At 43.1% G+C, this 22,138-nt stretch carries 15 protein-coding genes; 8 read left to right on the top strand and 7 right to left on the bottom strand.

What is annotated here, in order from left to right:
* Positions 1-107: 107 nt before the first annotated feature.
* On the bottom strand, positions 108-1,865 hold the full coding sequence (locus AB4323_RS21080) for an ATP-dependent endonuclease (RefSeq protein WP_371725487.1): 1,758 nt from the start codon (positions 1,863-1,865) through the stop codon (positions 108-110).
* A 238-nt stretch (positions 1,866-2,103) separates the two neighbouring features.
* Between AB4323_RS21080 and AB4323_RS21075 the strand changes: the two genes are divergently transcribed.
* From AB4323_RS21075 to AB4323_RS21045, 7 genes are all read left to right on the top strand, one after another.
* Positions 2,104-3,843: a bifunctional UDP-sugar hydrolase/5'-nucleotidase gene (locus tag AB4323_RS21075; RefSeq protein ID WP_102333460.1), complete on the top strand. Its 1,740-nt coding sequence runs from the start codon at positions 2,104-2,106 to the stop codon at positions 3,841-3,843.
* A 574-nt stretch (positions 3,844-4,417) separates the two neighbouring features.
* Complete coding sequence (locus AB4323_RS21070; protein ID WP_017059813.1) at positions 4,418-5,419, top strand: TerC/Alx family metal homeostasis membrane protein; 1,002 nt, start codon at positions 4,418-4,420, stop codon at positions 5,417-5,419.
* Positions 5,420-5,732: 313 nt separating this feature from the next.
* Positions 5,733-5,921: a hypothetical protein gene (locus AB4323_RS21065; protein WP_017059812.1), complete on the top strand. Its 189-nt coding sequence runs from the start codon at positions 5,733-5,735 to the stop codon at positions 5,919-5,921.
* A 175-nt stretch (positions 5,922-6,096) separates the two neighbouring features.
* Entirely contained in the window at positions 6,097-6,837 is a 741-nt protein-coding gene (locus tag AB4323_RS21060; protein ID WP_372153289.1) for a DUF1223 domain-containing protein, read from the top strand.
* Positions 6,838-7,038: 201 nt separating this feature from the next.
* Positions 7,039-8,328: a DEAD/DEAH box helicase gene (locus AB4323_RS21055; RefSeq protein ID WP_372153288.1), complete on the top strand. Its 1,290-nt coding sequence runs from the start codon at positions 7,039-7,041 to the stop codon at positions 8,326-8,328.
* Between the two features lie 214 nt (positions 8,329-8,542).
* Positions 8,543-10,261 carry an autotransporter assembly complex family protein gene (locus tag AB4323_RS21050; RefSeq protein WP_372153286.1) on the top strand — a complete coding sequence of 573 codons (1,719 nt, stop codon included), beginning with the start codon at positions 8,543-8,545 and terminating at the stop codon, positions 10,259-10,261.
* 228 nt (positions 10,262-10,489) lie between these two features.
* Positions 10,490-11,254 carry an aspartate/glutamate racemase family protein gene (locus AB4323_RS21045; RefSeq protein WP_017070494.1) on the top strand — a complete coding sequence of 255 codons (765 nt, stop codon included), beginning with the start codon at positions 10,490-10,492 and terminating at the stop codon, positions 11,252-11,254.
* Positions 11,255-11,355: 101 nt separating this feature from the next.
* Here the strand turns inward: AB4323_RS21045 and AB4323_RS21040 are convergent, their stop codons facing one another.
* From AB4323_RS21040 to AB4323_RS21015, 6 genes are all read right to left on the bottom strand, one after another.
* Positions 11,356-12,813, bottom strand: a complete 1,458-nt coding sequence (locus AB4323_RS21040) for a phospholipase D family protein (RefSeq protein ID WP_372102681.1) — start codon at positions 12,811-12,813, stop codon at positions 11,356-11,358.
* A 79-nt stretch (positions 12,814-12,892) separates the two neighbouring features.
* On the bottom strand, positions 12,893-15,133 hold the full coding sequence (locus AB4323_RS21035) for a carboxylesterase family protein (protein ID WP_372153284.1): 2,241 nt from the start codon (positions 15,131-15,133) through the stop codon (positions 12,893-12,895).
* 129 nt (positions 15,134-15,262) lie between these two features.
* Entirely contained in the window at positions 15,263-16,921 is a 1,659-nt protein-coding gene (locus tag AB4323_RS21030; RefSeq protein WP_372106882.1) for a hypothetical protein, read from the bottom strand.
* A 326-nt stretch (positions 16,922-17,247) separates the two neighbouring features.
* Positions 17,248-18,603 carry an FUSC family protein gene (locus AB4323_RS21025; protein WP_102427946.1) on the bottom strand — a complete coding sequence of 452 codons (1,356 nt, stop codon included), beginning with the start codon at positions 18,601-18,603 and terminating at the stop codon, positions 17,248-17,250.
* 9 nt (positions 18,604-18,612) lie between these two features.
* Positions 18,613-19,479: an HlyD family secretion protein gene (locus tag AB4323_RS21020; RefSeq protein ID WP_017059803.1), complete on the bottom strand. Its 867-nt coding sequence runs from the start codon at positions 19,477-19,479 to the stop codon at positions 18,613-18,615.
* A 10-nt stretch (positions 19,480-19,489) separates the two neighbouring features.
* On the bottom strand, positions 19,490-19,702 hold the full coding sequence (locus tag AB4323_RS21015; RefSeq protein ID WP_017059802.1) for a DUF1656 domain-containing protein: 213 nt from the start codon (positions 19,700-19,702) through the stop codon (positions 19,490-19,492).
* Positions 19,703-20,173: 471 nt separating this feature from the next.
* Here AB4323_RS21015 and aspT point away from each other — a divergent pair, with 471 nt between their 5' ends.
* Complete coding sequence (gene aspT, locus AB4323_RS21010) at positions 20,174-21,889, top strand: aspartate-alanine antiporter (protein ID WP_372153282.1); 1,716 nt, start codon at positions 20,174-20,176, stop codon at positions 21,887-21,889.
* Positions 21,890-22,138: the final 249 nt, after the last annotated feature.

Here is a 22,138-nt window from a genome sequence, read left to right as displayed (position 1 = left end):
TATCGATTTATACAGGCACACCGTTTGGTGTGCCTTTTTTGGTTGAGGCGACTAGCTAAATATTTCATCAGTAGAGCAACTGATAGCATCTATAAAACAAATTATGTTTAGGTATTTCCATTCGCCATGGTGATCACGCGTTTTAATGTCCACCTTAATAAAAGCGGAATGCATTCTTGTCCTTGATTCTCGCAATGAGAAACAATGGCGAGTGCAAGGTCGGGTTTTGCATGTTTCTTCAATACCTTGGCAACCACTTTCTTTGGAGGGATAGGGTGATCGTATGGAATCTTAACCATGTCACGGAAAAAGCTCTCAAATCCATTCATATATAGGTAATGCTCGATATCTTTATCTGGCAGTTCCGTGAGTCGATGTCTTTCCTGATCATTACCAAGCTTCGATAGCACCGTTGCTGCGTATTTTTTACCCGCCGCATCGCCGTCAGTTACCACATGCCAATCGATGCCAAACTCTTGCGCGACCTTAATCAGTGCCTTAAGTCCTGATTGGGCGAACTCAATAATCTGCACACCTTCCGCTGCTAGGTTATAGCCACATTGGTTGGCAAGTTCATTGAACAACCAAACCTCGGTTTCACCTTCTACTAATAGCCAACAGCGAGCAAATAGTGCCCCAGAGCGGTGGAAACGGATATGAAAACCAATTCGTCGAAGTTCATCCTTACTGAAATGGTTCATGTTGAGTTGATTGGCGATGGTTTTGTCTGACTGACGAACCAAGCGACGAATCGATTGAAGTGGGACCGCCGCAAGTAGGTCGCCACTGTTGGTGGTCAGGATTTTCTGCATGGGCAATTTCTGCATCAAGCTCCAAGCTCTTGCCAAGTGTGTTGGGTGCAATCGACCTTCTGGATCTTCAAGGATCAACAGAGGGCGCGCACATCGCCTTAAGTCGTTTGGCCCTTTAGCTTGTAGATAAGCGTTAAGTAACCCCATGAATAATAAGCGAGTTTGTTTGTTCTTGGTCTCTTCGACGAGTTGATGAATACTCTGATCATTGGTACCCGCAGAATAAAGCAATCCGTCTCGCTGTTTTCTAGGGTTACGACGAGAAGTACTTTTGAAAGAAAAATAGTGCTCAATCAAACTTTGCATCGACTCTAGGCTACTGCGCATTTCACCTTTATTAACATGTCCGGGTATCGCCATAAGACGGCGGCAGGTGTTGTCTATTCGTTTTTCTATTCTTGCTTGTCGACCATTACCGTTATTGGCGCCGTTTCCATTTGTTGTGCCATTGCTCGTGTGATGGTTCCCGTTCCCGTTCCCGTTTGAATTTGCATTAGTTGCGTGAACATTAGTCGGCAGGTGAGCATTGTGGTTAAGGGACTTGCCGTTGAAAGGACGATCAAAGTGCCTTGCATCACGCAAACGGATAACGGGATGTAAGGTCATTAATTCTTGAGCAAGCTTTTCTGAATGATGAAGCTTGAGCGGATTACCGTCCAAACCAAGAAATGCATAGTGTGTTGTTGTCTCATACTGTTCTAACGTCGCGCTGATGCGATAGTAGATGCGAAATACGCCAAATTCATCTTGAACCCAAATAGGTTTGAGTTTGCGATAACGACCTGCGTTAAGTTCGCTCTTATCGTTAGCTTTTAAAGCGAGAACAATTTGAAGATGTTGAGACTGCGGGTGTGAAACAGAGTAATCGACATGAAAATCGGTCATTTCAAAGTGATATGGCACACCGTCTGAGGGCAGAATGACGGAAAGGGCATCCAATAATGAAGACTTACCCCAAGTATTTTCACCAATAAGCGTGGTTAGCTCGTCAAACGCGAGTGACATGCGCTTGATACCTCGAAAGCCAGAAATCTCGATTCTTTCTAGTTGCATAGGCTTACTCCTAACGGAAGGCTCTGCTAATTATTTGAAAGCTAACAGATATCTTTAATCATAATCGAAAAATCCAAATCCGGTATGCTCACCTGTCACAAAACCCGTTGTTTATTAATACGGTGCAAAATGAGATTTTTGATCTATCTCGAGTATTTTTTTGCAGTGCAGTTTCATAAAATTCACGATTCTGTCATGATTCTCGACCTAGTATGAAGGGACAAAGAGAGAAGAAAATATGACTAAAAAGAATAAGCCGACAAAAATAGTGTTGGCACACATCAACGACACCCACTCATACTTTGAACCAACCTCGTTACAGCTATCACTTAAAATGAACAACCACATCATTGAACCTTATGTCAGTGCTGGTGGCTTTGCTCGAATTTCAACACGCTTCAAACAAATAGAACAAGATGCCCAGCGTCAGAAGGTTGGAACCTTGTTCTTGCACGCTGGTGACTGCTTCCAGGGCACGTTGTACTTTTCCTTATTCAAGGGAAAAGCCAATGCCGATTTGTTGAATGCCCTTAATATAGATGCCATGACGCTCGGTAATCACGAGTTAGACATGGGTAATGAGCCCGTTGCGATTTTCGCGAAAAGAATCAAATTCCCGCTGTTGGCCGGTAACTGGAATCTATCGAATGAGGATATCAATAAAACTCATACGCTAGCGGACAACGACATTGTTAAGCCTTATCTGCCTGAAACACGAAGTGCTTCTTTTATAACGAAAGAGTTTGATGGCGAGAAGGTCGCAATATTCGGCTTAAGCATCGACAAGATGGCAGGCATCGCTAACCCAGATATCGATACACCGTTTGAAAATGCTTTGGAAACAGCAAAAGGGACCATTGAGCAAATCCATCAAGCAGGTATCAACAAGATTGTGTTACTTAGCCATCTTGGTTACGAAGCTGATTTAGAGTTAGCAGCCAACGTAACAGGTATTGGTGTCATCGTTGGTGGTCATAGTCATCGCTTACAAGGTGATTTCTCTGATATCGGCTTAGTTAAAGATGATGAATACGGTGTGAAAATTGGCGATACCTATGTTGTGCAAGCGGGTTTCCACGCCATGAGCTTAGGACACTGCGAAATCGAGTTCGATTCTCAAGGCAAAGTGACGCACTTCAATGGTAAAAACGAACTGTTATTAGGCCGTCGACTCTTTATAGACGCGAAACTGAGTGAAGTAGGGCAAGACGATGCCCACGATATGGCGTGTGAGTTTTTAAACAATCACCCTAATATTGCAGTGTGTAAGAAAGATCCTGAGCTGCAGAGCATTCTGACGGATAAATACCAGCCGCGAGTTCGAAAGCTTCAGCAACAAGTGATTGCTCATGCAGACACTAAACTTCGCCATGTACGTATTCCAGATGCTAAAGGCCCGAGTCAACTAGCCCCCTTGGTTGCTCAATCATTTCACCATCTAATGAACAAGAAAGGGCATCAGGTTGACTTTGCCATTCACAACGCCGGTGGTGTAAGAAATTCACTGAACAGCGGCGATGTCTCTGTTGCCGATATTGCCGGAAAACTACTACCGTTTGCTGTACCTATTGGTGTGTATGAAGTAAAAGGTGAAACGATCGCTGGCATGCTTGAAGGTGCAATCAATAACGCGATTGATAATGGTGTCGTGGGCACAGGTTCAGGTAGCTTTCCTTATACACATAATTTGAGGTTTTGTTACCACAAAGAAGCGCCTATAGGACACAGGATTCACCATCTAGAAATTCACTCTGATGATTCAGGTTGGCAAGCTGTTTCTCGCAACCGTATTTACCGGGGCGCGTCGTCAGCCTATACAATGAAAGGCAAAGAGGGCTATAACGCTGTGTTGGATATGATCGGTGATGGCACGGTCACCACTGACTCTATGGCAGACTGCTTCATCGAGTTTCTGCAAGACCACCCAGAGTCGCTTCAACTCAATGAACCGTTGAATTGCATGGAGTGTTTTAGATAACTAAAGCTGATACTGATATTTAACACTATTACTTTGGGTTATTTATAAAATTGGCATTGTTTATGCTTTATCTCTGCAGGTCGCCTTCTTGTGGAGATATGCATGGATAAGAAAGATTGGTTAGATGCGGTAGCGGTTGTCGGTTGGGTATCAGTTTGGTCAGCGTTAGTGTATTTAATACCTGCCGCAGGGCTGTAAATTGCTCTTTTTGCAACTTCATTACGCAGTGCAATAGTGTGTTTGACTTGCGAATTTATTCTTAGAATCAATTCGCGTGTCTATTTGACAAAGTGGCATCAATCAGAAAGGAGCGTTTGCTCCTTTTTTGCTTTTTCCGTGCAAATTTATATAGACGAAACACAACCAGAGGATTATTATCCACGCGTTTGGGGAGTAGTTAGCGCAAGTTTACATATCGTCATCTCGTTAGGCCAAGAGTCTATCCGGTATGTAAAAGTGAAATCCCATATTTCACTTCAACGAGACCAACGCAATCACAGTCAAGATCCGTAATGGAGCTTGATATGCTTTGTTTGCGGAAGGTCTTTGTACAGTTCTTCCGCCCGGAGGAATAATGAACTCAACTCAATCTCTATTATCTACAAATAGTGAATCCTTTTTTTCATCGCCAATCATGACGACTTATGCGGGCTTTTTCCTGCTAACGGTTATTCTCGTCTCTATTGATATCTATCAGACTCGTGGCGGTAACGTTACTATCAAGAAAGCGGCAATCTGGAGTGTTTTCTGGTTTGTACTTGCGTTTTTGTTTGCTGGCTCGATTTACCTATTTTGGGACATTTATGCGCCGAACAGTGACTACACAGCGCAAAAAGCAACCGTGTCATTCATTACGGGTTACTTGTTAGAAAAATCCCTTAGCGTAGACAACTTGTTTGTTTTTGCGATGATCTTTGCTCAATACCAAGTTCCTGAGCATCTAAGACCTCGTGCGCTTCTTTGGGGCGTAATTGGTGCATTGGTGCTTCGTGCAATTATGATCGCACTAGGCGCACAGCTATTGGCGGAATATCACTGGGTGCTTTACGTGTTCGCTGCGTTCTTGATTGGTACAGGTATTAAGCTGGCATTAGACAAGGGCGAAGAGGAGAGTGTGAATACTCTGCCTGAAAAGCTACTTCGTAAAGTGATGCCGGTAACAGAGGACTTCCATGGCCCTGCATTAATGGTTAAACAGGGTGCTAAATGGGCATTCACTCCAATGATGTTGGTCATCGGTGCGATCGCAGTCATGGACGTGATGTTTGCATTAGACTCTATCCCTGCGATCTTTGCGGTAACACAAGAACCGTTCTTGGTACTTGCGGCTAACGTGTTTGCGTTACTTGGTCTTCGCTCGTTGTATTTTGTACTGCAAGGTATGATGGACAAGTTCATCTATTTGAAACCCGCGCTTTCATTCATCATGGTGTTCATTGGTGTGAAAATGCTTCTGGTTGATAGCGAGTGGGCTATCCCAACTTACTGGTCATTGGCGGTATTGGTTTCTACGATGACGATTGCGGTTATAGCGTCGGTTTATGCGAAGAAGCCAGGCATTGAACAAGTAAATTAAAAACAAATATAACTTATCGAAAAGTCGATAATGAACACGTGGCTGATGAAGTGGAAAATTTATTTATGTAAATTTTCTGTGACATTGGCCACTGTTGTTTGCGGGGTATTTGTACTAAATGCATGATTTAAACATTATATTGAATTTGTACTCACATAATCTGCATATCTATTTTGTGGCATTGTTAATGGTTTGTTTTATTAGAAAAACTAATCCCAAAATCTAATTTTAGTCATTTTTTAACCTGCAAAAGATCACCTATTATTCTTGTCATCAGAACGAAACACATTAATAAATTTATAGAGAGGCAATCATGGCTCAAGCAGTACAAATGAATACTATCGCTGTTCCTAACTCTATGGATAAGAAAACCTACTCGGTTAACTTCAAAGGATTGATTGCACACATTTTCGATATTCTTTTCGTAGACAACTCTCCACGTAGTTACTACGCAAGCGACCTATCTGGTCACATGCAACGCGATATCGGTATTAACCGTTAATCTCAGCGTTAACATGTAAATATAGAATTTTAAGAAAACGCCAGCTTCTAAAGCTGGCGTTTTTGTATCTGAAATAAACTCAATCTCTTCGTAAACTAAGCACCTGAAAGAAAAACCTAGGCATAACGGTCTGTATTTGAGCGCCATTCAATTCGCTTTGTACAAGGATCTCGGTATGTCACACGCCAAACGCAATTCATCATTGATTAAACTTTGTTTATTTGCCTTACCGATCGGCTTCTATTCCTCAGTGTCGCTTGCACAAACCTGGAGTAATGAAGGCCAGCCCGCACAGGTTATCGAGCTCTTCACCTCTGAAGGTTGTTCAAGTTGTCCTCCCGCTGATGCGTATCTAAGTACATTTGAAGATGACCCACAACTGTGGACACAAGTCATTCCTCTCGCTTATCACGTCGACTATTGGGACTACCTCGGTTGGGGGGATAAGTTCGCGAGCAAGGCGTTCAGTCAGAAGCAACGACTGTATAAAGCTTACGGCTTAACAAGTGGGGTTTACACGCCGGGCTTTGTTGTCGATGGAAAAGAGTGGCGCGGTTACTTTAACTGGTTAGACAGAACGTTACCTTCTCTTAAACAACAAAATAACCCCAAGCTAACGGTCAACCATAAAGGCGATACGTTCAGCGTAAGTTACGAAGGCAAAGGTGATTATGTGGCACATATCGCTCTATTGGCGATGAACGAAGTCACCAGCGTTAAGGCGGGCGAGAACAGGGGTAAGAAACTCGAACATGATTTTGTTGTGGTTTACGATGGTTATCAGCGTGGTGAGTCTGAATGGCAATTTAATATCAATTTTGAGCCACTTGTCGCTACACCAGACGCAGTCGCTGTTTGGTTAACCGAGCCGAATTCGTATGCACCGGAACAAACGGTAGCAGGTTGGCTGAACTAACTGCAACCCACGACAATTGTGTAGCTGGAATACTCTTAGACGAAGTTGGTACGGCGAGTATCGAGGTTCTCACATCGATAACTTCGCTTCTGACGGATATTAATCAGTGAAATAGAAGCGAAAGGGCGATTTAGTTACGTAATACTGCTGAAATACGTTAATATAGCGCGCTATTATTTTAGCTTTGAGTTCCTGCAATTAATGACTAACACCACTACACCAACCAACTTCTCTGATCTTGGCTTAATCTCTCCTTTGATGGCTCGTTTATCTGAGCTTGAATACCAACAGCCAACGCCTATCCAAGCGCAAGTTATTCCAAGTGTGTTAGCAGGACGCGATTTAATTGCAGGCGCAAATACCGGTTCAGGTAAAACCGCAGCATTTGCACTTCCACTGTTACAAAAGATTCATGAAGATGCCCCTCTGGACCGTCGTTCAGGCAAAGGTAACTTTGTTTCTGGCCTTATCTTGGTTCCTACTCGTGAACTTGCTAAGCAAGTGGCTGACAGCGTTAAATCTTACGCTGTGCATTTCAATGGCGCGATTAAAACGGTTTGTGTGTTTGGTGGTGTATCGGTAAACACTCAAATGCAGGCGCTACGTGGCGGCACTGATATCTTGGTGGCAACACCGGGTCGTCTGCTTGACCTTATTTCAAGCAACGCTATCAAGTTAGACAAAGTGAAAACGTTAGTGCTTGATGAAGCTGACCGAATGCTAAGCCTAGGTTTTACCGAAGAACTTGATGCAATCTTGAAGCTCTTGCCGAGCAAAAAACAAACCTTGTTGTTCTCTGCAACTTTCCCAGAGCAAGTTAAAACGCTGACTCACGAACTTCTAAGCGATCCAATTGAAGTTCAACTTCAAAGTGCCAATGCGAGCACACTGGTTCAACGTGTATTCGAAGTAGAAAAAGGTCGCAAGACAGCGTTACTCGCACACCTAATTCAACAACATGAATGGCGCCAAGCTCTGATCTTCGTTAATGCGAAGAACAGCTGTGAGCACCTAGCAGACAAGCTTTACAAGCGCGGTATCATCGCAGAAGTATTCCACGGCGATAAAGGGCAAGGTTCACGTACTCGTATCCTAGAAGATTTCAAATCTGGCGAGATTGACGTTCTGATCGCGACAGACATCGCGGCACGTGGTCTGGATATTGAGAAGCTTCCAGTGGTAATCAACTTTGACTTACCGCGTAGCCCGTCAGACTACATGCACCGTATCGGCCGAAGTGGTCGTGCAGGTGAAGTTGGTCTTGCGTTATCTCTGATCGATCACGAAGATTACCACCACTTCAAAATCATCGAGAAGAAGAACAAGATTCGTCTTGAGCGTGAGCAAATTGAAGGCTTTGAAGTGGATGAAGAAGCGACAGCTGAACTGATCGCAGCACTAAAACCTGTTGCGCCACCGGCCGGTACTGGCCAGAAGAAAAAGAAGAAGAAAGCTCCAAAAAACCAAGATGTGTGGCTGAACAACAACTGATCTTGAGTCAGCAAGCCATATAAATCAATAAGTAATAGACATTCAAAAGGTGCTTAATTGCGCCTTTTTTGTGTCTGTAGGGCTGGGATTTGAGTCGTTAATAAACGACTGTTGCAGTGTTAAACAACCCGATAAGCCGTTCGAAGGATAGCGTCCTCCATAAGAGATTCGGCGATTTAACGCTTTGCTCATAACCTGTTCGGGTTTTGAGCAATTGGGTAACCGCGTGAAGACCTCGATTAAACAATTAGTGCTGGCCACTTCATTTTTCCTGTTTACCCAACACTCTTCTAGTGCTGCTGAATTTGAGGTTAAAGGGGTTAATAAAACTCTCACCGAAAATGTAGAATTATATTTAGAACCTTTAGCCGATGTTCCTGCATCACAGCTATCGAAAACGAAGCTATCTAAACGTATTCAAGATGCACTCAACCCTTATGGTTATTATCACCCACAGCTCGATATCGACCTCAATGATTCTGATAACGTGATCATTAACATCGATTCTGGTCCTGTCATGCGCATCGCAGAATCGATAGTAAAAATAACAGGTGAAGCTAGCCTAGATGCGGAGTTCATCAATATACTCAATCAAAGCAAGTTAGGCTCAGGTTTAACTTTGTCTCACCAAGAATATGACCAAACTAAGCGTGCGATTTTCTCTTTAGCAAAGCGGAAAGGTTATTTTGACGGCAGGTTTATCGAGTCAGAGATTGAAGTTATTCCTAGCGAGAACATCGCGAATATACACTTGTATTTTGCAAGTGGTCCACGCTACAAGTTCGGTTCTATAAGTATTCCTGATGATGGGGTTGACCCTACTCGTATCGAGAAAATACCCACCTTTAAAAAAGGTGATGACTTTGACACCATCAAGTTAGGTGAACTGCAATCTGATTTGTCAGACACTCAATGGTTTCGAAGTGTCATCGTACATGGTGACTTTGACAAACTTGATGACAACCTAGAAGTTCCAATTGAAATCATTGCCGAGCCAAGTTCTCGAAATATCGTGCAGGTCGGTGGCGGCTATTCTACAGATCTCGGTTTACGCGCCTCTCTCAGTTGGTCAAAGCCTTGGTATAACCGGAGAGGCCACAGCTTTGAAACACAGACATATTTGTCTGAACAGGAGCAATCACTTCAGTTGGGGTACAAAATCCCCACAGAGAAAGTCACAACGGATTACTTTGGTATTCAGTTTGAATCGAAACGAATTGATCATCGAGACACCAATAGCTTTACAAACGATCTTAAGTTCGAACGTTACTGGCAATTAGACAGTGATTGGCAAAGCACCATTTATGTCAAATACTTGCACGAACAGTACCGTCAGGCGTCTGAGGAAGAGCAATCGCAATTACTGTTACCTGGCATCAGTTTTTCTCAGGTTGATCGTAAAAATGATCAGTTGGAGCTCAATCATCGACACATCTATTCTGTCGAGTATTCTGACCCTAGTCTGTTCTCTGACTCAAGGCTGTTGCGGTTGGAAGGAAACAGTGTCCTTTCATGGGATATTAGTGACAGGCAGAAGCTCCATTTCCGCTCCAACGTAGGCATCAACATTGCCAAATCATTATCTGATGTGCCGTCGTCACTGCGGTATTTTGCTGGTGGCGATGGAAACCTGCGAGGTTATGGTTACGAATCTATCTCCCCTAGAGACGAGAATGGTGAACTAACGGGGGCACGTTATATGTTAACTGCTGGGCTCGAATATCAGCATCAAGTCTATCGTTCAATTTGGTTGGGCGCATTTCTTGATGTGGGTGATGCATTTGATCAACAAGCGGATTGGAAGCGTGGGACGGGCGTGAGTTTGATTTGGAACTCACAGTTAATGCCAGTTAAGCTCGATTTTGCTTACGGCTTAGATGCGCCTGAAGGCGACGAATTTCGTATTCATTTTTCCTTTGGTACTCAATTCTGATTTTTGTACGCTGTTTATGCACTCGCGAGGATGCGAACCATCTAATAGGATTCAAGTAAATCGAAAGAGCGTAATAACCTTTGTGCTTTAGCAAACACAAAGGTAAAAACAATGAAAAAGCTACGATTCGGTGTATTTGGTAATATGGGCCCTGAAGCAGATGCTCTGTTCCAAGATATCGTCGCCAAGAAAGAAATTGAACACGGCGCACTTAAAGACTAAGACCACATGGCCATGATAGTGGTGAAAAACTCAGATATCCCCGATCGATCTGAAGTGATTAACGAAGGCGGTACCGATCCTGTGCCTGAACTGATTGAGTCAGCGTGCATTTTAGAACATGCCAATGTTCAGTTTGGCGTAATGACCTGTAACACCGCTCATTACTTTAGACCTGAGGTTCAAAAGCACACCAACGTTTATATCGTCGACATGCTTCAAACCACCGTTGATCAAATCAAAGAGCAGAACTCTGAATCTGTTGTTGGTATTTTATGTACCAACGGCACATACAATTCGGGAATCTATGATCGTTACCTAACGGACGCGAATCTGGTGTTCGTTAAGCCAGATTCCTTTGAGCAAGAGCATAACGTGCATAGTGCTATCTATGGTGAAGTAACCGGTGAGATGACAGAGTGTGGACAAGCAATCCGAGAAACCAACGGGATCAAAGCGGGCGAGTTTGAGCGTAATGCCGCACTGCTTGCTGTAGCGATTCAATCCATCGTAGAGAAGGGCGTTGATACGGTTATTTGGGGATGCACGGAACTTCCTTTGGTTAGAAAGCAACTTGAAACGGCATTTCCAACAGTCACTTTTATTGATCCTATGGAAGCGGTAGCTGAGCGTGTCGTTGATATTTACCGTCTCGCTGAGCAATATGTGGAGCGTGGACATGTGGATTACAACATTAATGATGTTAATTCGATCTTCACAACGCTTGATATGGTGAACTACGTAGCCCAAAGAGCGATGACCTACCGTCTATAAGCTCAGATACGTGTATTTGAAACATGAGAAAGCCGCGAATTACGCGGCTTTTTTACATTTGGACTGGAGAAAATTAAAAATTAAGATTCGAAGCTGAACACTTAAAGCTCGAACTCGCCATTCATTTTTCGAAATAACCAATCAGGTACCTTGTTCCATGAACTGTAGTTCGGGTTCTTAGTATGGATTTGTTCCTCTGAAGCCCAGATGGTGTCACCTGATTGTTCTCGCGACACAGCCCAGAACAACTCCTCTTTCTGACGTGTTAAGTAGTGTGTCACTTGCTTCGCAAACTCTTCACTGTCAACCAACACCCCAAACTCAACGTTGAGAAAGTCTGATCTTGGATCGAAGTTAGAAGAGCCAATATAGGTGACACGCTCATCTAAAATTACTGTCTTGTTGTGGTAGTAGGTATCAACATGAAAGTAGTGATCATCATTGATCGCTTGGCTTTTGTACTCATAGATACTTACGCCCTTGTCGAGTAGAGTCTCACGGTGTTTTTCGTAATACGCAGGCACAAAGCCCGAATCATTAGAAGCCGATGAATTCGTCAGTAAGGTGACTTCGGCTTCGCTCTCTCTAAGTGCATCGACGAATACAAACTTGTTATCGCTTGGCACCATATAAGGCGTAGAAATAATAACCTTAGAAGGTGTCGGTACTTTTTGCTTCATCAAGTGTTCAATACGTTGGCGAAAGTAGGGCTTGTTGTCATTGAGTTTCTCCAGTGAGTCAAATACCGGCGTGACAGAGGCTGAAATGAACTTCGGTTGGTTTAAGCTCTTTATCTGCCTTTCGACTTCAGACGTGATCAATGCTTGATTCTTTTCACCTTTGTTCAACGCTTTGGTGAACGCTTGGTATTGCTCTTTCTCTTTGATTTTAATGCGTTCTTGAATTGGCACTACATGCTCACTGTTCCACAACGCTTGGTAGTTTCGGTCGAAAGCAGCAATCACGTCGCCTTTAAACAGCACATCCATATCAAAGAAGTTGGCACTTTCGCTGTAGCCAAAGTAGTCATCACCGATGTTGCGCCCACCGAGGATCATCGATTGGTGATCAACGTTAAAGTATTTCTCATGCAGTCGATTATCTAACTGTTTTTGATGAGTAGAGAAGTTGAGCGCACGACCAATCCAGCCAGCTTTACGTGACTCAAAAGGGTTGAACAGTCGAATCTCAATATTGGCGTGTGAGTCCAACTCCGCAAGCCATTTGTCATTGAATACCAACAAGTCATCCAGTGTGAGGCGCACGGCCACATCGCGGTCAGCGGCGTGTTTCAGCTCGTTTAACAGCATCAGACCCAGAGTGTCGTTTTCCCAAGAGAAGTAAGTCATATCAATCGAGTGTTTTGCTTGGCGAACCAGATCAATGCGGCGCGCAAAGGCTTCAGGCGCACTCGGGATCAAATAGACTTCGGCTTGATGTTCTGTGCTTTGCCAGTTAGCTTCGAAGTCAGGTTCAACATCGGGGTAAGGTTGGGCGCAGCCAGTAACTAAGATCGACAAAAATAGCACTATCAGCGCGTGAATACGTGTGAAGTACATTGTGATGTTCCGTAAAAATAGGGTATAGGTGACAATGGCCAGACAACTGGCCATTGTGGGAGTGATTGGTGACTAAGCGTTAGTTCTGGTTAAGAACTTCGTAATCAGGCATGTATTTTAAGGTTAGCCCAAGATCATTTAAGCCTTGAAGTCTACCGTTAGGCATACTGCCATCTTCAGATTCGTTGAATAGAGCATCCCAATCGTCTTCAATGGTTATTTGACCATCACCATCGACGAACATTACGTTATCTTGTTGCTGGCTGTACTCGTAGTCTGTAAACAGATTGTCGCTGAACCATAGGCGAGACATGTCGTTCATCAGAGCTTGGTCTTTTGAACTTAGGCTCACTTCTGAACCGTCTAGTTTATACGGTTTGTTGAAAACAAACGGCAGTTCTGAACCACCACAAGCACCGGAGATACAAGCAAACGTTTTTAGTAGGTCACCGATATCTAAATCACCATCTTCACCTTGAGTGTTGTATGTCCAAACGTTGAAGCTAGGCTTGAACGCAAAATGGTACATTGAAACTGGCGCGTATACGTCTGCATTTTCAGTTGAACGAATCGCTTGGTTACGTGCTGGCGCTTGGAATAGCATGTCATTCATCAGCATTTTGAACTCAGTCATGTTCTGTGTTGCACCACCCAGTTCATTTTCCAACTCAGGCTTGTAGTCTGCAAGTTCCAGTAATTCGTTGTTCATGTCAGAGTTACCTAGGCCAAAAAATAGCTTGGTCACGGCTTCATATGCGGTGGATGGTAGTAAATTTAGCACATCACCGAGTTCAATCTGCGCTTGAACTTCTTCAGCAGACATTGCTGACACCATATCGATAATGCGTTGCTTATTGCCATCAAGTTGCAGCCATACCGCGATTTCTAAACCTCGATTGTTTTCACTTAGCGATTCAAAAGTACCGCTGTCTACATCTTCCTTTAATAGCTCCAAAATGGCCGGAATTAAGAATGTAAGACTAGGCAGCATAGCCATCGTGTCCGCATCTTTTTCATTGTTACCAATGACGGTTGGTACTGAAAGGTTATCCAGCGCAGGTTGTGAGACCAGATGATGACCTTTAGAAAATATTGATTTATATTCGACATAGGGTGCGAAAGGTAACAAGTTTGTCATTGGCGTATTATTGTCATGGCTTAGTAGTGGAATGTCGTTTTGTAACGTCAATACACTTTCGATAACCCAATCTAGTGTTTTGTTGATTGGATCGAGTAATACTTTATCTTGAGCTTCTAAAATCGAACTGAGAGGTAGTTGCTTTTGTAGTTCTATGTAGTTGTCTACACAAACGGTAGTATCCACCTGATCAGGCATCCCATCGACAATCGGCTCTAATACTTCTTTGAAGTCGTCAGAAAATTCCATCAAGATTTTGAGTGCTGATTTGAGTGTATTGCTGTCGCTTTCTATTTGTGAAACACCAGTCGCTTCACAAATAGAAGTACTATTTGTTTCTGCTGAATCATAACTTTGATATTCAAAACCATACGCATTACTTTGCATTATTGAACGTTTGAAGTAACCATTGTCACCGGCGATTGGCTCTTTACCATCGGTTTGTTGAAGTATGCCAACCGACATTGCTCCCGAACCTTGGCCCATCAAAGTGACGTTTTCAGCGTTACCACCAAACTGAGCGATATTCTCGTTAACCCACTGCATAGCACGCTTTTGGTCACCAATACCAAAGTTACCACCAGTTTCGTCTTCAACCCACATTGAACCCAGTAAGCCTAAACGATAGTTAAATGTCACGTAAATAAACGGGTTACCTTCGTCGGCACCTTGCGCTACAACAGTATCACCTTGGATGAGCGGCTCTGCACCAGAACCGTATTCGAAATCACCACCGTGGATGAATACATAAACCGGTAGATCTGCGTCAGCATCTACGCCTGCTGGGCGCCAGATATTGAGGTTAAGGCAGTTCTCATCTTGTGTTTGTGTTGTCGTTTTTAGTTGAGGACAAGCATAACCGAACTGAGTCGCATCCAAAGTACCTTCAACAAGGTTTACAACTTCACTGTGTTCAAAGCGCTGAGCCTCTGCATATTGAATCCCTTTGAAAGATTCAACGGAAGCCAGTTTGTCGTCTTCGGTATTCGAAGTTATAACCAGTTCTTCTATCGTCGCTTTAATCGTTACGTTACCGATTTGAGCATCAAACGGTTTAGCCGGTGCCGGAACTAACGGTTCGGGCTTGTCTGGGAATGGAACAGTAGGGGCACTATCAGTATCGCAACCTGCTAAGGCAGTAGTAATAGTAAGAGCGATCATTGAACGGTATGCAATAGTCATAAAATGAGTTTCCACAATAGTATTCGGCGTAGTCTGTTTCATCGCTATCTGCGTAGATAACAGAACTACAAAATTTCTTATTAAGAACAACCTGGTTTAAGGGCTAGGCTGGTAATCAACGTTCGGTGACTAGAATCGGTAGCCAAGGTTCAATGTCACAGCTGAACGAGTTTCGCCTTTGTTGTACAACATGGTCATGTTGTAGTTTTTGCCGATCTGCTTGTTAACACCTGTTAGGAATGCCCACTGGTCGATATCGACGCCAACGTCATAATCAAATTCGATGTCGTCGGTTTTTACGGTGCCTTGCATACGTGAATTTAAACCTTGGTATTCAGCACCCACGAAAAACTGAGCTCGATAATCGACTAATTGGTAACCCAGCATGGGTTGAACCGTCACAATGCCATCACCCCAATCATCCAACCCTTTCAGGCGTGTTTGGGAGTAAGTACCCGTCACTGAGGCAAAGAATTCTTTGTAACCAACAGATAATGTGGTGCCCGCGCCGCGTAAGTCATATTCAAGATGAAGTGGTACATTCAAACGACCACTGTTACATAAGGCAGAGACACCTTCGCAAAGTGCGTTACCTAGCCCTGGCAATTTGTTATTGAGCTTGTCTTTTAAGTATTCACCTGCGGCGCCGGTATAAGAGGCGTCAATATTCGCATCAACGTTTACCTTTCCTACGTACCCGAATACATTCCAGAATGGCAAGATATTTACGTCGCCGCGTATCGAAACACTTTCCGCTTTGACCGTCGCAACACTGTCTTCCGGGTCAAATAAATCATTCAAGCGCACTCCACCAATCACGTAATCTGTCATGGGTATATCCATATCTTGATTGCGATAAGCCACTGATACGCCGAATGGAAGGGGTAAATCGATACCTTGACGACGCACCATGTCACCCATTAAAGGGAATACTCGATCTAACTTAACACTCGCTTCTTGCATACGAGGATCTGAAACTTCTTTTAGACGCTCTTCATGCAGGACATTAACGCCGTTGTCGTCTTCATAAATTGCGACGGGTTCAGTTACAGCGCTCATGGTCATCGGTTTCGTTTTAGACGTACCCTCGATGTTAGTTGTCTTACGTTCAATAACGACTTTACCAGAGTCTAACGTTTGGAAATCAATCACTTGGTAATAGGTATCGACTTTTGACTTACCAAGATTAAATGGCTTGTCGTTGGTGATTACCATGCGTTTTGGTGTGCCGCCTACAAGTTCAATATCAACATTCAAGAAACGGAAATAGGCGATGTCTTGTGGTAAGCCGTATTTCGAATAGTTGAAGCTAATGGTCACGTCGCCGTTGTCTTTTTCATTGACTTTCACTGACGATGGATCGAAGCTTTCTGCATAATTTCTTAGTCGATACTCAGTGCGCGTAAACTCTTCAATTTCATCGATCAGTTTTTCGTTTTCATCCAGCTCTTGCGGGTTGTATTTGATGCGCAGGTCGATGTTGCCTTTGCTGTCTGTGTTTTTTATCAGATAGACGCTTGAGTCACGAACCTCATCGCCAATTTGTATGGTTCGATGTGCGTGTTCAACTAGGTGTTCGCCCTGTACGAGCGAACTGATTGCTAGCTTTGGTAAATCATGACTGATGCCATATTTGTCAAATAGTGCTCGACCTTTTTCCATAACTTCGCTGTAAGTCTTGGTTTCTGCCGCAGACGCAAAATTGGGGGTGGTAAGTAATAGGGCGCTCGCTAACACAGAAAGAGTATGGGTCTTACAGGCGCTGGTGCGTATTTCAAAAAAACTCATGACGGTTTCCACGCTGAGTGGCCTCAAACCTTCGAGACTCAAACAGTCGATGTAATACTGAACGTCGTGTTCAGTTGTTATGTATTTATCCGTTAGGATTGCTAGTGTGAATGTCGCGACTAAAAATGCATTGCGTCAATCAATGAGAGGATTTTAAGAGGAGGTGGCAGATCGCGTTAATCGCTTTTGATGGACGCTATCCTCACTTAGTAATGATTAGCGTTAATCAATTGATTTATAATGATTTTCAATAGATAAAAAAACGGCCTGTGAAGTAAAAATACTTGGCAGACCGTTTTGTTGTGAGTTGTTAAGCGCATTTAGTTCTAAGCAGTTACCCTCACTCTAAATAGATCAGTAAACAACTTCGCTATCATCAGAATAATCAAAATGTTTACGAGCATCAAAAGTGGCGTTTCAATTCCATAAACAGGTGTGAGGTTGAGCGCACCAGATGTGAGAACAACTAATAAGTTAATACCCAATATTCGGTGTACCATGAGCTTAGGTGTCGCGAACACTTTCCATATCACCATAATGTTAAGGAAGTAGAATAGTCCCAGCTCCCATAGTTCTGTCATTAATGGCATCACAAAGATGTATTGCAACAGAACCACCGACCCTGTACCCAACACACCATAAAAAGCGTCCTTAATAACGCTTGGTGGCATGGTCGGCACCATAGAAGAGAATACACCGGCTAACATAGGAAATATGAAACCACCTGGAACTGGAAGATAAATCCAAATCAACAGCGATGTGATAAACATCGACACGCCTTGCAGTACTTTGCGCCCATCTTCATTCAAATGTTCAACAAACGTGCGATGTGCATGATGCCAAGACACGTCTTTATGATCACCTATGACATTGAGTTCACCCTCAACAAGAGATTGTTCTGGTGTTAATACATCGAACGTCTTCAAGTTGTGAGTAAGAACTGCCCATTGGATATCTAAGTCTGATTCGCTGTTACTTTGTTTGAGTAATGTATCTTGGATATGTGCCATTTCATCGATACGCAAGCGCCATGTTTGGATGTTCTCTTTAAGGTGGTAGCTTCCGGTCAGTGGCAGATCTAAAAGTTGATACAGCTTATCAATATTCGCGGTGTTGCTTTCAAGTGCGGCAATGTCGATGTTGTCTGTTTTTTCCATCGCATCTAACAACGCTTGTTTACTGGTTTCGAAACGTTGTACAAAGTTGAGTTCAGTATTCACAGGCCACACGATGCGATACACAATAGAGAACACAACAACACCTAATAGTGTTTCTTGAAGTCTAAGTACAGCAAAGTGAAAGGTGGTTTGGTTATCAAACCCGCCCATACAAGCAACAATCGAACACACGGTAAATCCTATTGAAAAGATGTAGCCGTATTTCTCGTCACTAGACATGAAAATACAAGTGCCTAAGAACACGGTAAGAAATGTTAGAAACAAAAATCGATCTTGTGAAAACATCGCAATGAGGAAAAAGGCATAACCGGTCCCTAACAAGGTTCCCATTAACCGGTTATGGCCTTTGTTTATTGAATGGGCGAAGCTCTCGTTCAATGCCATCACTGCGACGGCTATCGCAGCCCAATACGGTTTTTCCCAACCAAACCACAACGCTAGGCAGATTGCGATAACGATAGAGAGTGCGACTTTAATCGCGTCTTTAGTCGATGCAGTGAACATAAGAATCACCTAGCTATTTTTGATTATTTTGATCGAGGCAGTCATACCAACACGCAGTTGTACGTCTTCTGGTATTTTGTCTAACTTCACTTTGATAGGGATGCGTTGAGCTAGGCGTATCCATTGGAAGTTTGGATTCACGTTTGGCAATAAATCATTACCTGTGCTGCCGTCTTGCTTCGCGATACCAAAACCAATACTTTTGATATGTCCTTCTAGCTGAACATTGTTGTGCATCATTAAGGTCACATAAGCAGTGTCCTGAGCATCGACACCGACTAAATCAGTCTCTTTGAAATAACCTTCAATCCAGAAGCTATCTTCATCAATTAGCGCAACCACAGGTGAATTCGCGACAACTTGAGAGCCAACACGTAGGTTCAGATTGGTGATATAGCCGTTAGTAGGCGCATATACCTTGGTGTACTCAAGGTTGAGATGTGCTTCTTCTACGTTCGCTTTTGCCAGTTCGACATTTGCGGCGCTGGTTTCTACCGCGTTGTTCAAGTTGTTTAGTGTCAGCACGGGCACGGCACCGGGCGTTCTTTTCTCTAAATTCAACGCGCGTTGCTCTTCGTTTTTGGCTTTGGCGAGTAGGGCAAATGCTTGTTTTTGAGTCGCAAGTGCTTTTCTGTAGGTCGCCTTGTAAATACTCGGATCGATCTCAAAAAGAAGATCGCCTTTTTTTACCTTCGAGTTGTCTTCGACATGCACTTCAATGACTTGACCCGTGACTCGAGGTGTAATCGAGACGATATAAGCGCTGACTTGTCCGTCTCTGGTCCATGGGTTACTTGAGTACGACTGGTAATAGCTATAAACCACAGTTCCCGCAGCAGCCAATAATAAAAGTGTGATGAGATAACGTTTGATCACAGTAAGTGCCTCAAAAAATGGTAATAAAATGGCCGATAGCGCCAGTAAAAATCACGATCAAGCTCAGTTCTGCTATTGCAGGAAAGGCGACGTACTTATGAAGGCCAAACCGTGTCGCGATTGACCCTGTTAGCATTGTCAGTATGTAAGCCAGTGCGATAACCAATAACAGCGGTGGGAAGTAGACTTCATCCCACACAAGCTCATGCGGCATGGTATTCATGGTTCTGTTCTCTATTTGTTTAATGAATGCAACGATAACGGAGTTCGATTTATTGTGATAATCGCTTATAGAGGATCGTACCCATCAAAATCCAACTTTATTCGGTGATTATGCCAACTGCCTCTTTGTTGAGAGCCGTAAGCCAGTAAAACAACGGTAGGTAGGTTGTCGTTCTTGAAGTGGAAACACTTAATTGAAATTGATTTCGAAAATCATCTACTTTTGCCGATTTAAGATAAATCTATTTAAACCAATTACTTAAGGTGTAAGTTGCACTTCAAAAACTATGCGAACAGTTAAAGTGATGATTTGATCCATCAAATGGGATTACATAATAAAACCTTTTGTTCTTAATATTCGGTTCGAAGCAACGAGATGCTTTATTTATTTTGAATAATCCAACAAATATCATTATTAAGTTATTAGTTAGATTATTTACTCCTTATATTTAGTAACAAGAGTAAATTTGTCATGGACATTATTTCTAATCTGTTTGACATGGCACCATTTGTCGCACTATTTATTACACTCTCATTGGGTTATATGGTTGGTAAAATTACTATCGGCCGATTTGTTTTAGGCGGTGTGGCCGGAACATTATTAATGGGCGTAATTATTGGGCAATTTGGTGTTCAGATTGATCCCGGCGTAAAAAGTATTTTCTTTGCGCTCTTTATTTATGCTGTGGGTTATCAAGGCGGCGCACAATTCTTTAAAGCGCTTAACTTTAGAACCATCAACATTCTGTTGTCTGCGGTTGTTATGACGGTTTCAGGCTTATTGTGTGTACTTGCCGCTGCGTGGTTGTTTGACTTAGATAGAGGTACTGCTGCGGGCCTAGCTGCCGGTGGTTTAACTCAGTCTGCGATCATTGGTACTGCAGGCGATGCGATCGCCCGTTTGGGTGGTGTGTCTGAAGAAGCCAAACATCTGATGCAAACTAACGTTGCTGTAGGTTACGCTGTAACATACATCTTTGGTTCATTAGGTCCAATCTTGATGGTGACTTGGGTATTCCCAACGTTGATGAAGTGGGACATTCGCTCTGAAGCAATTGCGTTAGAGGAGAAAAATTCTAACGGTAAACGTGATTTGGCAGATGGCGAATTTAACGCAGTCACAGCTCTAGTGACACGTGCTTTTAAAGTCACTCACGACGATAAACTGGTTGGAAAAACACTCGCGCAATTGAATCAATCATCACTTGCTGCGTGTATCGAACTTATTGAACGCGACGGAAAAAAGCTGAGTGCAGACAAGTTCACAGCACTTAAAGCGGGCGACCTTGTTGTGGTTACCGGCCGTAGAAATGCGGTTCATGAGCTACAGAGCAAGGCGCAAAGTAATGAAGTCGCATTACCGGAAAGCTATGAAGTTATTGAAGAAAATCGTCAACTTATCGCTGACAATCGCAAACTGATTGGTCGTTCGCTAAGAGAGATCAAAGATAGCTCAAATCAACGTTCGTTCCGTGGTGTGTATGTTACAGACTACATGCGTGCTGGTGTTTCAGTCGCCATTACTGATGATCTGATTGTTCAGAAAAACGACGTTATTCAATTAACAGGCACCGCACAAGACATCAACCGAGTTGAAAAACACATCGGTAAGCGTATGGGCTCAGCAACCATGACTGATTTCATCGTACTGGGTTTTGGTATGGTGTTGGGCCTTCTTATCGGCTTAATCAGTTTCAAGATTGCAGGTATTCCAGTAACGATTGGATCTGGTGCAGGTTGTTTGATCTCTGGTTTGCTTGTTGGTTGGTTACGTAGCCGAAACCCACATGTGGCTCAGTTCCCTGCGGGTGCAGCAAACTTTATTCGTGACTTTGGTTTAGCAGCATTTGTTGGCATCGTTGGCCTCCAAGCGGGCCCTCAAGCAGTTGATACCATAAAAGAACATGGTATGTCGCTTCTGTTCTTGGGTATGGCGGTCACCATCATTCCACAGATTATTTCATTCTTTTTCTCGTACTTTGTATTGAAGATAAAGAACCCAGTAGAAGCGTTAGGTTGTGTAACCGGTGGTCGAAGTGCAAACCCAGCGTTCGCTGCATTGATGGAAAAAACAGGCAACGCAACGCCAGTATTCTCTTTTACTGTGACTTACGCCGTAGCCAACGTGTTACTGACTCTATGGGGCCCAATTATCGTCGGCATTATTACCGTTAATGCGGGTATGTAATTAAAACCTACAACTCATTATAGATTTAAAAAATCATCAACTTATTAACAGACCTACCCAATCAAAAATAGGGTAGGCCTGAATAATCACGCTTAAGTAAAACACTTTATTTAATTACAAGTGTTTAATATTAAATTATTAGGTAAATATTATGACTACAAAAAATACAAATATCGACTTTTCAAAATTCGCTGATTTAAGCCCATTTGAATTAAAAGACAAATTAATTGAAGTTGCTCAAGCAGTGCC

It is taken from the genome of Vibrio sp. 10N.261.52.C11, assembly GCF_041471405.1.
Classification (GTDB): Bacteria; Pseudomonadota; Gammaproteobacteria; order Enterobacterales; family Vibrionaceae; genus Vibrio; species Vibrio crassostreae_C.
Note: the sequence above shows the minus strand (reverse complement) of the source record. Positions and strands in the feature narration are given on the sequence as shown.

What these genes read in the sequence shown, in the direction of transcription:
- AB4323_RS21080 (WP_371725487.1), bottom strand. Translation starts at nt 1,865, where the DNA reads ATGCAACTAGAAAGAATCGAGATTTCTGGCTTTCGAGGTATCAAGCGC.
- AB4323_RS21075 (WP_102333460.1), top strand. Translation starts at nt 2,104, where the DNA reads ATGACTAAAAAGAATAAGCCGACAAAAATAGTGTTGGCACACATCAAC.
- AB4323_RS21070 (WP_017059813.1), top strand. Translation starts at nt 4,418, where the DNA reads ATGAACTCAACTCAATCTCTATTATCTACAAATAGTGAATCCTTTTTT.
- AB4323_RS21065 (WP_017059812.1), top strand. Translation starts at nt 5,733, where the DNA reads ATGGCTCAAGCAGTACAAATGAATACTATCGCTGTTCCTAACTCTATG.
- AB4323_RS21060 (WP_372153289.1), top strand. Translation starts at nt 6,097, where the DNA reads ATGTCACACGCCAAACGCAATTCATCATTGATTAAACTTTGTTTATTT.
- AB4323_RS21055 (WP_372153288.1), top strand. Translation starts at nt 7,039, where the DNA reads ATGACTAACACCACTACACCAACCAACTTCTCTGATCTTGGCTTAATC.
- AB4323_RS21045 (WP_017070494.1), top strand. Translation starts at nt 10,490, where the DNA reads ATGGCCATGATAGTGGTGAAAAACTCAGATATCCCCGATCGATCTGAA.
- AB4323_RS21040 (WP_372102681.1), bottom strand. Translation starts at nt 12,813, where the DNA reads ATGTACTTCACACGTATTCACGCGCTGATAGTGCTATTTTTGTCGATC.
- AB4323_RS21035 (WP_372153284.1), bottom strand. Translation starts at nt 15,133, where the DNA reads ATGACTATTGCATACCGTTCAATGATCGCTCTTACTATTACTACTGCC.
- AB4323_RS21030 (WP_372106882.1), bottom strand. Translation starts at nt 16,921, where the DNA reads ATGAGTTTTTTTGAAATACGCACCAGCGCCTGTAAGACCCATACTCTT.
- AB4323_RS21025 (WP_102427946.1), bottom strand. Translation starts at nt 18,603, where the DNA reads ATGTTCACTGCATCGACTAAAGACGCGATTAAAGTCGCACTCTCTATC.
- AB4323_RS21015 (WP_017059802.1), bottom strand. Translation starts at nt 19,702, where the DNA reads ATGAATACCATGCCGCATGAGCTTGTGTGGGATGAAGTCTACTTCCCA.
- aspT (WP_372153282.1), top strand. Translation starts at nt 20,174, where the DNA reads ATGGACATTATTTCTAATCTGTTTGACATGGCACCATTTGTCGCACTA.